The 13,218-nt window shown below is 37.5% G+C and carries 12 protein-coding genes and 1 tRNA gene; 10 read left to right on the forward strand and 3 right to left on the reverse strand.

Going from position 1 to position 13,218, the window contains the following annotated elements; genetic code table 11:
• The first annotated feature begins 539 nt into the window (after positions 1-539).
• The 5 genes from BHF69_RS02410 (at position 540) to murI (ending at position 4,342) form a co-directional block, all read left to right on the forward strand.
• On the forward strand, positions 540-1,109 hold the full coding sequence (locus BHF69_RS02410) for a recombinase family protein (RefSeq protein ID WP_075669489.1): 570 nt from the start codon (positions 540-542) through the stop codon (positions 1,107-1,109).
• 310 nt (positions 1,110-1,419) lie between these two features.
• Positions 1,420-2,037, forward strand: coding sequence for a MarR family transcriptional regulator (locus tag BHF69_RS02415; protein WP_075669490.1), 618 nt, complete (start codon positions 1,420-1,422; stop codon positions 2,035-2,037).
• 519 nt (positions 2,038-2,556) lie between these two features.
• Positions 2,557-3,264: a hypothetical protein gene (locus tag BHF69_RS02420; protein ID WP_075669491.1), complete on the forward strand. Its 708-nt coding sequence runs from the start codon at positions 2,557-2,559 to the stop codon at positions 3,262-3,264.
• 83 nt (positions 3,265-3,347) lie between these two features.
• Positions 3,348-3,432 (forward strand) — tRNA-Leu (locus tag BHF69_RS14105).
• Positions 3,433-3,547: 115 nt separating this feature from the next.
• A complete protein-coding gene (murI, locus tag BHF69_RS02425) occupies positions 3,548-4,342 on the forward strand; it encodes a glutamate racemase (protein ID WP_075669492.1) in 795 nt (264 codons plus the stop codon).
• A 53-nt stretch (positions 4,343-4,395) separates the two neighbouring features.
• On the opposite strand, the gene BHF69_RS02430 is transcribed toward murI, so the two are convergent.
• Positions 4,396-5,259 carry a MurR/RpiR family transcriptional regulator gene (locus BHF69_RS02430; RefSeq protein WP_075669493.1) on the reverse strand — a complete coding sequence of 288 codons (864 nt, stop codon included), beginning with the start codon at positions 5,257-5,259 and terminating at the stop codon, positions 4,396-4,398.
• An 84-nt stretch (positions 5,260-5,343) separates the two neighbouring features.
• Complete coding sequence (locus BHF69_RS02435) at positions 5,344-6,279, reverse strand: AEC family transporter (RefSeq protein ID WP_075669494.1); 936 nt, start codon at positions 6,277-6,279, stop codon at positions 5,344-5,346.
• 201 nt (positions 6,280-6,480) lie between these two features.
• Between BHF69_RS02435 and BHF69_RS02440 the strand changes: the two genes are divergently transcribed.
• Genes BHF69_RS02440 through BHF69_RS02450 form a run of 3 tightly spaced genes read left to right on the forward strand, consistent with a single transcriptional unit; the run spans position 6,481 to position 9,808 of the window.
• Positions 6,481-7,386: a deoxyribonuclease IV gene (locus BHF69_RS02440; RefSeq protein ID WP_330393044.1), complete on the forward strand. Its 906-nt coding sequence runs from the start codon at positions 6,481-6,483 to the stop codon at positions 7,384-7,386.
• A 4-nt stretch (positions 7,387-7,390) separates the two neighbouring features.
• Positions 7,391-8,089, forward strand: coding sequence for an MBL fold metallo-hydrolase (locus BHF69_RS02445; RefSeq protein ID WP_075669495.1), 699 nt, complete (start codon positions 7,391-7,393; stop codon positions 8,087-8,089).
• 21 nt (positions 8,090-8,110) lie between these two features.
• On the forward strand, positions 8,111-9,808 hold the full coding sequence (locus BHF69_RS02450) for a S8 family peptidase (protein WP_075669496.1): 1,698 nt from the start codon (positions 8,111-8,113) through the stop codon (positions 9,806-9,808).
• A gap of 61 nt (positions 9,809-9,869) precedes the next feature.
• Here the strand turns inward: BHF69_RS02450 and BHF69_RS02455 are convergent, their stop codons facing one another.
• Entirely contained in the window at positions 9,870-10,718 is an 849-nt protein-coding gene (locus tag BHF69_RS02455) for an AraC family transcriptional regulator (RefSeq protein WP_075669497.1), read from the reverse strand.
• Positions 10,719-11,045: 327 nt separating this feature from the next.
• Between BHF69_RS02455 and BHF69_RS02460 the strand changes: the two genes are divergently transcribed.
• The gene (locus tag BHF69_RS02460) at positions 11,046-12,320 is read left to right on the forward strand and encodes an ABC transporter substrate-binding protein (protein WP_075669838.1); all 1,275 of its coding nucleotides are present in this window, start codon (positions 11,046-11,048) and stop codon (positions 12,318-12,320) included.
• Positions 12,321-12,325: 5 nt separating this feature from the next.
• On the forward strand, positions 12,326-13,207 hold the full coding sequence (locus BHF69_RS02465; protein WP_442855839.1) for a carbohydrate ABC transporter permease: 882 nt from the start codon (positions 12,326-12,328) through the stop codon (positions 13,205-13,207).
• Positions 13,208-13,218: the final 11 nt, after the last annotated feature.

A 13,218-nucleotide genomic window follows, 5' to 3' on the forward strand; every position in this document is an offset into this window, starting at 1 on the left:
ATTATTATTTTGCTCTGATTGTGAACAATATATATAATATTTGTTGTGAAAAGTTGCTGAAATGGAATATATTGAAAAAATAAGAATTCTTCTATATTTCCCGATGTCAGATTGGCTTGTTTATGCGGTTTTTTAATTGGAAAATTAAGAAAAATAATTACATTTTGGATTAAAAATCTGCTTATTTAAGCCTATTATTGGTTGTCCTGTCACTAGATTTTTCATAGAAAACAGTAATTATTCCCATGACAATGCTAATTTATAATTATTTTTGTAATTAAGGGCTGATAGGCTTTATCATGGGGTTTTATTAAAGTATGTAAAAATAGAATATAGCCTAACTTTACGTTAAGAAATGCCAGATTTATGTAAAAATAGAATTAAAATATTAATTATTTTACATATTGTAGGATATATCTTGATTTTATATTTATATTATGCTATCTTATATATATAATAACAGATATAGAGTAATAGATATATATTAATATAATAGTATTAATAATATTATATTAATATAAAGGGGAAGGAGAAAGAAGATGAATGTAGCTTATGTGAGAGTATCTACGATAGAGCAGAACGAGGCAAGACAAGTTGAAGCTATGAAGGAGCATGACATTGATAAATACTTCGTTGAAAAGGTTTCAGCAAAGGATAGGAACAGACCGAAACTTAGAGAAATGTTAGAATTCGTTAGGGAAGGAGATACAATATACATCCATGATTTCTCTCGTTTGGCACGCTCTACAAAAGATTTACTAGAAATCGTGGAAGAATTAAAGGAAAAGAAAGTAAACCTCATCAGCAATAAGGAAAACATTGATACATCAACCCCTACTGGCAAGCTGATGCTCACCATGGTAGGAGCAATAGCGGAATTCGAACGGCAGAATCTGTTAGAACGCCAAAAAGAGGGCATTGCGATAGCCAAAAGAGAAGGAAAATACAGAGGAAGGAAAAAAGTTGCTGTAAATGATGAGTTTAGGGAATTGTATGCAGAGTATAGTGTCAGAAGAATCAATAAAACACAATTTGCTAAGGCTCTGAATATCTCTCGTCCTACACTCGACAGAATGATGAAAGAATATGTTGATTCTATTTCTGGATGATTTGAAAAGAGCCAGATTGTAAATTGCATTTAATAGGAAAGAATAGAAACGGGGCAATTAAAACTTTTAAGTAATTGCTCCTTTTTCTGGTGGCGTTAGTCCGTTCTTTTGAAGAAACATGGTGAAATTATCGAAAAAAATTTAAAAAAGTACTTGACAACTTGATTCATATATGCTATTTTGATAAAAAATAATTATATTTATATATTTCAAATCTGATTCGATAAGAGTCGATTCTTTTATTTTCTGCCAGCTCGGCAACATTATTTCAAGCAAATTTAGGAAAAATATTAGGAGGAACAATGCTTATATGAATGAAGTCTCGAACCAATTTACAAATTATGGAAAAGAAGAAAACGATGAAAAGCCTGTGATGAGGGCAAATATGATATGTATTCCGCATCTTATCATAGATAATAAGGATGTTCCAGCAAAAGCTACATGGCTATTTGCGGATATTGTAAATCAAATTGTTATCGAAAAACGTCCACTGGTTGTACAGTCGGAGATAAGAGAAAGATTAAAAATGTCTCAACCAACACTGAAAAAGATGCTCGACTTATTAGAGGCTGCCGGACTCTGGAAGCAGAATAAAGCTGGAAACGGGTATCTGACGATTAAACTGAACCAATGGGAAGGACAATACGAAATGATTAATCCAGCGGTTCTAGATGATTTTTATGGGGCTGGAAAAAATGCTTCTCAGTATTTTCGGCAGTTTGTTTTTATTTTGCAGTTTTTCAATGCTAATCTTGGGTATGCTTACCCCTGTCACGAAAACATCTCTAAGCGGGGCAGAATCCGCCTCGGAAACATCAAAACTAACAATGAATGGTTGGAAAAACATGGATTCATAAAGGTTGTACGTGGATTTGATGAAGATAAATACCAATTTACGGCAAATAAATACGTAATCCTCAGGAGATGACGTTCATTTTGGCATGCACTTTCGAAAAACCACATTCATTTTGGCATGCACTTTTGAAATACCACGTTCATTTTGGCACTCACTTTGTAAAATGGATATACATTTTTTTGTATAAAGATATACAGTTTTTTTTAATGCTATTTACATTATTTTCTAAGTTAACATGTTTTGGCAAAATATAAATTATATAAACTAATAAACGTAAATAAATATAGGTTGCCAATTTTTTGTTTTCTTTAGATGATAAATAAATATATTAACAGATAACAACTAACGTTGTTATCCGTATTTCTCGCCCAGCTCGAAATGCCTTTTAATTATTTATTGATTAAGGTCGCCACGCTCCCACTTTCCTCGCTGGTGTTATTCCTATAATCAAGATAATCCAAGTATCAAGATTATCGGATAATAGAAGAAAGCTATAATGCGTAACATAGAAGTATAACCCGTTACAAAAAAATGTATATCGGTAGCAACACGATTTTTTTAAAATTATGAAAAGAAAGGAAATGTTTAAAGATGATTAGATTACCAAAAACAAAGAAACTAGACGATAACATCGTTAACCGTCTGTACGCCAGCAATCCAGACAAAAAAAGAAAATATCTGCCGGAATTAATTCATGATGACGATGGAAAAATCAAGAGTATTACAGAGCCAAATAGTGAATATGGGATTAATAGTTTCTACGAACATCCAGAGATAAAAGGGCTTTATGGGTCAGTACCAAACGCTGAAATCATATCTATGAGAAGCGGAGAAGCTCGATTTGTGGGGTCTATAAATAATGATAAGGGACAAGGATATAAAAGAGTCTATTATCGGGATAAAGACGGTAAAAAAACTTACATCTACTCTCATATTTTTATGGCTGATTTGTTTTTTGGGGGTGATAGGAATATTGTTCATCACATCAAAAAAGACAGAAAGAATCCTAATATCATATATTTGGAGAATGCAAAAAATAGAAGCCTACACAGGAGAATCCATGATGATATCAAAAGACTTTGGTATCTAAAAAATGATAGATGGATAGAATTATCAATCCCTAATTTATATTTTTTGGCTTGTCTGCTACACACAGGAATCGACTATGTTTATGATATTTTCGAAAGTCAGAAAGAGAAGTTAAATGATGAAGAAAATAGATATATTGTCCGCGGGAAAGTAGAAACATACGATAAAGGTCAGCAAGAAGCTGTCCTAAAAGTGGAGACTTGGGATTGACATACACGCCTTCTTGCTGTATTCTAGATACAGATAGTCTAGTGTTATTACAACATCTAAATCTAGCGAGATTGGCTTAAATAGGGGGAAAACTGGGACAGGCAGACAGGCAAGACTAAGGATCTTGTGCGTCTTGTGCGCGTGTGGGTTCAAGTCCCATTTCCCGCAGTTCGAACCTCCTTTATATTTAAAGGGGGTTTTTTTATCATATAGGAAACTGCGGAGGATCTCGCAAAGCGAGATTCTTTTTGAGTGATAAGAAATTCTAATGAGGTTAATGGCAATGAAGATAGATGAGAAAAGAAAGCTCCCCATCGGATTCATGGACTCTGGATTGGGAGGATTGAGCGTATTAAAAGAAGCAGTTAGAATTATGCCAAATGAGGATTTTATCTATTATGGGGATTCTTTCCACGCTCCTTATGGAACAAAGCATCCGGATGTCATCCGCGAGCTGACGTTTACAGTTGTGGAAAAGTTATTGGATCAGGGAATCAAGGGATTGGCAGTAGCATGTAATACGGCTACCAGTGCAGCGGTTGCAAAGCTGAGAGTGATGTATCCAGATCTTCCTATTGTTGGAATAGAGCCTGCCATAAAGCCTGCAGTGAAGATGAGCCGTGGGGGTACTATATTAGTTATGGCCACGCCAATGACCATTAAGCAGGAGAAATTCCAGAGGTTATTAGGATTATATCAAAAGGAGGCTAAGATTATTCCGATTCCATGCAAGGGATTGATGGAATTTGTAGAGCACGGAGATTTGAATGGGAAGTTTCTGGATGAATATTTTGATGAGCATCTGAAGCCTTATTTGTCTGACGACACAGAAACGATCGTATTGGGATGCACCCATTATCCGTTCTTACGTCCTCGTCTAAGAACCTATCTTGGAGAAAGACAGATTGCACTGATTGATGGAAGTCTTGGGACTTCCCGTGAGTTAAAGAGGCGATTAGGAGAGAAAGGGTTGCTGCAAGAAGAAGAGCGGAAAGGAAGCATAACCATTGAGAATTCTCTTGATCGAAAAGAAATGATCGATTTGAGTTGGAAATTGTTAGAATTGCCAATTGAATAAATGTTGACAAAAAATCTCCAGTTCTATGTTTTGGGCATAGAGCTGGAGATTTTTTATACAATTTCAAATTGTGAAATATAATAATCTACATGCTGCAGACGTTCTTGCAGAGAACTTCCGATTTCCCGACTGATGCCATTTCCAAACAGTTCAATGAGAAAATTGATACCAATCTGTGAGGAAAAGAAGGTATTGCTTCCGATATCAATGCGAAAGGTCTTGTCTGCCAAAGCGGGAAGTGTAGTATTATTGGTATCAGTGATCAGAATAATCGATGCACCTTTATCGTGAGCCATCTGAAGAGCTACCTTGTCGATTTTGGAATAGCGTGGAAAGCTAAACAGGATCAGGCAGTCATCTTTTTGAATATCGCACATATGATCGATGGCAGTGCCGGTATTTAAGCCCGTCGTATAGACATCTGGAAGAATTTGCTTTAAGATAAAATACAATCTGCTTCCCAGACAGATATTGGATCGGCTGGATACAATATATTTTTTCTTTGATTGCAGAATCAGCTGAATAGCTTCTTTAAATAGCTGATGACCATTTAGAGAAAATACGCTTCGCAGACTGGCATCTGCAATTTTCAATGCTTCAATTCCGTAATGTAATTCACCGGGATGGGGCTTTAAGGTTTCGGCAAAGCGCTCAGATGGAAAAACAATCTCATCGGAAATTTTCGTGATCGTCTCCAAATGACATTGCTGTAAATACTTCTGGAAATCCATATAACCGGAAAATCCGATTGCTTTGGCAAAACGGATGACAGAAGCTTCGCTTACCTGGAGCTGGGTAGCCAGCTCAGTAGAAGTCATAAAACAGGCTTCTGTTGTATGAGCAAGTACAAAGTTCCCAATAATGTTCCCTACTTTTGTCAATTTTGCAGTGCTGATGATTTCATGAAGTTCTTTCATAAATTCCTCCTTGTATAAAAAATACACAAAAAACAATTTAAATGTTCTGAATAACCTGATTATAGTTACTAAGATAACTTTATTTTATAATAAAATCTGATAAATTGCCACCATTAAAGGCATAGTAATGACACAAAAAATTACGGACATTACATTAAGAGCGCTGGCATAGAGGGCATCTTTATGATAAAGCTGGGATACCTGAGTTACATTGGCGGCACATGGTGCAGCAGCAGCTAATAGAGTGACCAAAAGAATCTGTGGAGCTTGTTGATGGAGATTTAAAATACCGGAAAAACAAAATACCAGTATAGTAATCATAGGGTAAAGGCAAAGTCTTCCACAGCTGATCAGATAAGCACGGGGATTGCGAAAGACAGAAGAAAGCTTCATGTTTGCAATCAGCATACCGATGACCATCATGCTGGCAGGACCGATCATAACACCCAGTGAAGAAGTACAGGTATCGATGGTGGATGGTAGTTTATAGTTGGTGACGAAGAAAATCAGACCTAGAATAATAGCAATGATATTAGGATTTTTAATTACCTTCATAAGCTCCATATGGGGTTCTTCACAAATAACAGATTTTCCATGACTCCAAAATAATATTGTACTTACGATGATATAGGCACAGGAATAGAACACCCATTCTTCTCCCAATGTGGCAGTTACCAGAGGGATGATCAGATTACCAGCATTCGAATAGACCAGGGATGCTTTTTCAATATTGCTAAGCCCAAGGAATATTTCTCCCAATTTGCTTAGCAAAATATAGATGATATGAACGACGGTTGCACCTAAGATCGCTACCATGAGACCGGCAAAGGTTTCCTTCGTGTAATCAGCATTCACAAAGGATTGGATGATCACACAGGGGGAAAAGACATAGACCACGAGTTTGGCCAGTACATCGCTGTCTTCTACCGTCAGTAGCTGTATTTTGACCAGGAAAAAACCCACGATCATCATTAAAAATAAAGCAATGATCTGTTGGGCTAATAATAGACTTAATTCCATAAACGTCTCCTTTCTTAGCTTGTTGTGGCGATATAAGCCAAAATAAAGTATATCGGCTTTTATGAAAAAGTCAATAAGTAGCAAAATTGTACTTGGAGAAATACAATCTGAAATAGTTAAGCCTCTGTAGCGTGCCGACTTGAATTGGAGTTCAAGAATTGTTATGATTTAGAATATAGTAAAAAATAGAAAGGAAGAATTATGATTAAGATTGGTTCTCATGTAGGAATGAGAGGAAAAGAAATGATGTTGGGATCTGCCAAAGAGGCGGTATCTTATGGGGCCAATACCTTTATGGTTTATACAGGAGCTCCTCAGAATACAAAAAGGAAACCGATAGAAGAATTACGGATCGAAGAGGCATGGCAATATATGCACACACATGGAATCGAAGAATTTATTGTGCACGCACCCTATATTATCAATCTGGCGAATACAGTAAAGAAGGAAACTTTTGAAATTGCAGTGGATTTTTTAAAGATTGAATTAGAACGTACAAAGGCAATGGGATCTGATACTTTAGTGCTGCATCCAGGTTCTCATGTTGGAGCAGGTGTAGATGCTGGAATTGCCCAGATTATCAAAGGGCTTGATGAAGTTATGACAAAGGACATGCAGGTTTCTATCGCGCTTGAGACAATGGCTGGAAAAGGCAGTGAGATTGGACGAAACTTCGAAGAACTGGCACGGATTTATAATGGGGTAAAATATCCAGAGCATCTCAGAGTGTGTTTTGATACCTGTCATGTTAATGACAGCGGGTATTCGATAGCAGAAGATTTTGATCCGGTGATAGAGGAATTTGATCGGATCATCGGAAAGGAGCAAATTGCAGTATTTCATATCAATGACAGCAAGAATCCACTGGGTGCAGGAAAGGATCGTCACGAGAATCTGGGATTTGGACATATTGGATTTGATGCATTGAACAAGATAGTATATCATCCAGAATTTTTGAATATCCCTAAGATTTTGGAAACGCCATATATCAAAGAGGAAGGAACAAAGAAATCCTATCCTCCATACAAATATGAGATTGAGATGCTCCGAAAGCAGAAGTTCGACAGTAACATATTGGAAACAATAATAGAAGAAAGCAGGAGATAGCTATATGAAGGTGACATTTATTGATCATAGTGGATTTTTGGTAGAATTAGAACATACGGTATTGTTATTTGATTATTATAAGGGGGAGAAGATTCCTCATGTTCCAGGTAAGAAATGGTATATATTTTCTTCTCATTTTCATGAAGATCATTTTCAAGAAAAGATTTTTCATTTGAGGGAAGTTTATGATGATGTTACCTATATTCTTTCCAAGGATATCAAACAGCACCGCAAGCATCAGCTGGAAGAGCCATACGAGCTGGTTAGCTGGAACGAAACCTATCAGATTGGAGGTTTAAAGCTTCATACGCTTCAATCTACGGATGAAGGATGTGCCTTTTATGTTGAAGTGGAAGGAAAGTATATTTACCATGCGGGAGATTTGAACTGGTGGCATTGGATTGGAGAACCGGAAGCAGACAATGAATATATGAAGAAAGCCTATATAGAACAGATGGAATATCTGAAGGATAAACCAATTGATCTTGCCTTCGTGCTTTTGGATCCACGTCAGGAGGAAGCATATGACTGGGGAATGAATTATTTTATGGAACATACAAAGGCTAAGCTGGTTATGCCAATGCACATGTGGGGACAGTTTTCCTGGTGTGAAAAGTATCTGCAGTCAGAAAAAGGAAAGAGGTATGCGAAACGCTTTTGTCCAGTCCATGAAACAGGAGAGGTATTTTCGCATAGGATATAAGAAAAAGAATGTGGAGCAGTCATGCGAAATGAAAAGCTGGAAGAACAGTTGAATCTGGCATTGTCTATGCCAGCGGCGGAAAGGGCAAAAAACAGTGAATTAGATGCCGGATTTGATGCGGAGACAAATACCTGGGAGCTGGTCGTACGATTTTCCAGTGGGAATGTGGAATTTCAGAATCTGGTTTCTCAATATGAAGGAAATGCGGATGTTTTATTTGGACAGTATGCTATCGTTGTCTTGCCGGAAGAACAAATTGATGCTTTTTCCAGAGAACCAGAGGTCATCTATGTGGAAAAGGCAAAAAATATGCGTCTGGAGGTGCGGGAAGGAATAGAGAGTTCCTGTCCTCTTCGGCCAGGCAATCAAACTGGTTTGAATGGAAATGGAGTACTGATCGGAATCGTAGATTCTGGAATCGATATGCTTCATCCTGATTTTATTCGTCCCGATGGAAAAAGTGCAGTGATCGGCATCTGGGATCAGACAGATCAAAGTGGACCACCGCCAGAGGGATATCGAATGGGAAGATACTATTCGGAAGAAGAAATTGCTCAGGCAATTGAGGAAAACAGATCTCTGATCAGTGATCCTTCCGGACACGGAACACACGTTGCGGCAATTGCGGCTGGAAATAAGGGGGTTGCCAACAGAGCACAGATTCTTTTTGTGAAGCTTGGACGAGGAAGGCAGGGAGAATTATCCAGGACTACCAGCCTGATGAGGGCGGTAGATTTTCTTATGAGAACCGCACAGATAAGAAAGCAGCCCATTGCCATTAATCTTAGCTACGGAACCAATTATGGAGATCATTTTGGAGGAAGTCTCTTAGACTCCTATCTGGATACGGCAGCAGCTCTGTGGCAGAATGTAATCTGTGTCGGAACCGGCAACGAAGGAGATACCGGACGTCACCATCAAGGAAAGCTCGTGCTTGCCACAACAGATGTCATCGAATTTTCTGTGGCACCTTATGAAACATCACTGAATCTACAGCTTTGGAAGGAATATAAGGATGAGGTGGAGATTATCATTCGTTCCCCCTCTGGAGAAGAACGAACTATTGAGAACCAGATTGGATTTGGACAAAGAAGTTTTGGAAGCACTAGATTGTCTTTTTATTATGGAACACCCACACCCTATAACCGCAGACAGGAATTATTCTTTTCTTTTCTTCCAGTGTCCGGAGAAATAGAAAGTGGAATCTGGACCATATTTTTGTTTCCGAAGAAGATCAGCAATGGAAGCTATGCCATGTGGCTTCCGGTATCGGAGACGACGAATCGAAATACCAGATTTTTGATGCCGACGCTGGATCTGACATTAACCATACCATCCACAGCTTTCAGGGTCATATCTGTGGGAGCCTATGATGGGAGAAACCTGTATTTTGCACCATTTTCTGGAAGAGGCTCATACAGACAATGCATCTTAAAGCCGGACCTTGCTGCTCCCGGGGTGGATATTCTGGCTGCATCACCAGGAGGCGGGCAGACGGTAAAAAGCGGCACCTCTATGGCAGTTCCCTTTGTAACAGGTGCCAGTGCCCTGTTGATGGAATGGGGAATTATCAGAGAAAATGATGTATTCTTGTATGGAGAAAAGATAAAATCTTATCTCCAGAAGGGGGCTAAGCATCTTCCATTTATATCGGATTATCCCAATAATGAGATTGGATGGGGTGGACTTTGTATTAGAGATAGTTTTCCAGAAGAATGAGAAATAGGAACACTGCTCTTAAGCGAGAATCGGGGAGATACTCGTTTAAGAGCATTAGTTTCTAAAATTTTTTGTGTTCCTTTCTCCATTGACTTGGAGGAATGTGATAGATATTCTTAAATGCTCGTGAAAAGTGAAGCTGGTTTGGATATCCAACGGATTTTCCGATTTCTGCAATGGAAAGTTCGGTAAAACGCAAAAGTTCAGAGGCTTGATTCATTCTATAAAGAATCAAAAATTGTTGGGGTGTTTTATTTACCATTTCTTTAAAAAGCTTTCCTAAGTAGCTTCGATTAAGATTGCAAAAAGTTGCAATATCTTCTATTGTAATATCCAGATGATAGTTTTGTTCTACAAAGGTAATTGCTTGTTGGATATATACTTCTTTTAGTTTTACAGTATTTAAATTCTTATAATAGAAAGAAGAATGCACCATTAAGTCTAAAAAGGTGTAGAGATGACCAATCTGATATAGGGAAGAACGCTCATGACCATAGATGATCGCTTTTAATTCTTCGATCATAGGTTGGATGTTTTCTTTTTTATGGGTTTTAAAAATCGGAGTATTGCAGGAAAGACCGGCGTTGTCCAACCATTCCTTTGCCTTTAGTCCATCAAATTCGATCCAGGCATATTCCCAAGGGTCGCGTTCATCAGCGATATAGGTATTCACCTGTCGGGGTGAGATCAAAAATCCTTCATGTCTTTTGAGATGGAAGACATGAGTTTGACCATCAGTGGAGTTTGAGTATAAAGTTCCCTTTCCATTCAAAATAAAGTGAAACAGATAATGGTTACGAATGGCAGGACCATAGGAATGAGCAGGGGTGCAGGTTTCTCTGCCATATTGATATAAGGTTAGATCCATATAGGATTCATTGGGAAAAACACGATAAATATTAGGTTCCATGGCAATGCTCCTTTCTGTTATTACTGCTCTTATTATAAAATATACCATAATTTTACGCAACTATATGTTTTGTAATAAAATCTAGCATTATGGTATATTTGTTATGCGATATCCTATGTTTTTTTTTAGATAATAAGCTTATAATTTTAAATGTAAAAAGGATATATTTTATAAAATTTATCTAGAATGATATGTATCCGGCCGGATATCTTGTTACATTATTTATTTTGATACAATACTCATTTTGACATATAGAGTATGAATCAATAAATAAAAAATTAAATGATGAATCAAAAAGGAGGATGCTTTGTGAAAAGATTAAAAAGAATGGTTGCCGTTTTTATGATGGTAGTCCTGGTTCTTGCATTGGCAGCCTGTGGAAAAAGTTCTAAAACAAAGGATGGAAAGACATTGCTAACTTTTCAGATCTGGGATGTGGCACAAAAAGACGGAATGCAGGCGATTTGTGACGCATATAGCAAGAAAAATCCAGACGTTAAAATTGAAGTACAGGTTACAAGCTGGGACGAGTATTGGACCAAGTTAGAGGCAGCAGCTGTAAGCAATCAAATGCCGGATATTTTTTGGATGCATACCAATGAAATTTTAAAATATGCTGATTATGGAAAGCTAGCAGATTTGACTGACCTTTACGAAGATGAGAATTACTACAAGGAACATTTCTCAGATGTTTCCATTGCTAATTCTCAGGGAAGCGACGGACATATTTATGCAGTTCCAAAGGACAAGGATACCGTATGTCTGGTTTATAACAAAGAAATGTTTGATGAAGCAAAGGTTAGTTATCCAGATGAAAACTGGACATGGGATGATTTAACAGAAGCTTCTCAGAAAATTTATGATGCAACAGGCAAATATGGTTATATGGCTTACGGAGATGATCAGTTAGGATATTGGAATTTCGTATATCAGAATGGCGGTTATATCTTAACAAAGGACAAAGAAAAGGGTGGATTTGATCAGAAAGCCACCAGAGATGCTATGAAGTATTATATCAATCTCCAGAAAGAAGATTGGTGTCCGGATCAGAATTATTTTGCAGAAACATCTCCTGGAACAGCTTTCTTTTCTGGAGAAGGAGCAATGTTCCTGGAAGGAAACTGGAACCTGCTATCCGAAATGAAGAACTATCCGGACATGGTAGGAAAATGGGATGTGGCAGTTCTTCCTAAATGCCCAAATCCAGAATCAGGTGATGGACGGGCAACCATTTCCAATGGCTTAGGTTATGCTACATCTGCAACAGGTAAAAATCTGGAAATTGTAAAAGATTTCTTGAGATTTGCCGGAAGCGAGGAAGGACAGAGGATTCAGGGTGAATCTGGAGCTGCGATTCCTGCTTATGAAGGGTTAGAAGATACATGGATCAAAGTATTTGATGATTTTGATTATGTTATTGATGTACAAAAATGTGTAGATATGTTTGATTACAGTGTTCAAAGCGTAAATAATAAATACCGAAGTGTATGGAAGCCAAAAGTAACAGAAGAGCTGTTAAAGATTTATTCTGGAAAAGTATCCATTGATAAAGGTTTGGACAAGATTAATGAATATATCAATACAGCAAAAAATGATGAATAGGGGGTATTGACATGTCAAAAGCGAAGAGACAGGAAGCGTTTTGGGGCTACCTTATGGTTGCACCGACGATTATTGGATTGATTGTATTAAATTTCTATCCATTCTTCGATACATTAAAACTGAGTTTCGCGAAAACCTTGCCATTTGGACTTTATAAAATGCAGGGAATCGATAATTATGTAAAGATGTTTTCTAGTGCAGAATTCTGGAAAGCAACATGGAATACCATTTACTTTTGTATTTTAACAGTGCCAATCGGAGTTTTTATCTCCTTGATCGTAGCAATCATGTTAAATTCTAAAATTAAGGGAAGGACAGCCTTTCGTGCAATCTTCTTCCTTCCAATGGTAGTTGCTCCTGCAGCAGTAGCTATGGTATGGAAATGGATGTTTAATACGGAATATGGTATTATCAACAGTGTTTTGCATGCACACATTAACTGGGTTTCTAATCCACATATCATTATGATTACGTGTGCCATTGTAGCAATCTGGAGTGCTGTTGGATATGATGCAGTGCTTTTATTGTCAGGACTTCAGAATATTTCAAAATCCTACTATGAAGCAGCAAGTTTGGACGGTGCAAGTAAAATTCAGCAATTTTTCCATATTACACTGCCGATGGTATCCCCAACATTGTTTGTAGTAATTATTACACGTTTGATGGCGTCCTTAAAGGTATACGATATCATCTACATGATTGTAGAACAGTCCAATCCGGTACTTACTGATGCACAGTCACTGATGTACTTGTTCTATAGGGAATCCTTTGTATCTGGTAACCAGGGATTAGGATCTGCCATTGTTATCTGGACGGTATTCCTGATTGGTATTGTAACAGCGGTACAGTTTGTTGGCCAGAAAAAATGGGTTAACTATGAAATATAAGAAAGGAGCGA

This window comes from Anaerostipes sp. 992a (assembly GCF_001940245.1).
Lineage (GTDB): Bacteria > Bacillota > Clostridia > Lachnospirales > Lachnospiraceae > Fimousia.

Bases quoted from the DNA above. Each gene is read 5' to 3' on its own strand.
- BHF69_RS02410 (WP_075669489.1), top strand. From the start codon at position 540: ATGAATGTAGCTTATGTGAGAGTATCTACGATAGAGCAGAACGAGGCA.
- BHF69_RS02415 (WP_075669490.1), top strand. From the start codon at position 1,420: ATGAATGAAGTCTCGAACCAATTTACAAATTATGGAAAAGAAGAAAAC.
- BHF69_RS02420 (WP_075669491.1), top strand. From the start codon at position 2,557: ATGATTAGATTACCAAAAACAAAGAAACTAGACGATAACATCGTTAAC.
- murI (WP_075669492.1), top strand. From the start codon at position 3,548: ATGAAGATAGATGAGAAAAGAAAGCTCCCCATCGGATTCATGGACTCT.
- BHF69_RS02430 (WP_075669493.1), bottom strand. From the start codon at position 5,259: ATGAAAGAACTTCATGAAATCATCAGCACTGCAAAATTGACAAAAGTA.
- BHF69_RS02435 (WP_075669494.1), bottom strand. From the start codon at position 6,279: ATGGAATTAAGTCTATTATTAGCCCAACAGATCATTGCTTTATTTTTA.
- BHF69_RS02440 (WP_330393044.1), top strand. From the start codon at position 6,481: ATGATTAAGATTGGTTCTCATGTAGGAATGAGAGGAAAAGAAATGATG.
- BHF69_RS02445 (WP_075669495.1), top strand. From the start codon at position 7,391: ATGAAGGTGACATTTATTGATCATAGTGGATTTTTGGTAGAATTAGAA.
- BHF69_RS02450 (WP_075669496.1), top strand. From the start codon at position 8,111: ATGCGAAATGAAAAGCTGGAAGAACAGTTGAATCTGGCATTGTCTATG.
- BHF69_RS02455 (WP_075669497.1), bottom strand. From the start codon at position 10,718: ATGGAACCTAATATTTATCGTGTTTTTCCCAATGAATCCTATATGGAT.
- BHF69_RS02460 (WP_075669838.1), top strand. From the start codon at position 11,046: ATGGTTGCCGTTTTTATGATGGTAGTCCTGGTTCTTGCATTGGCAGCC.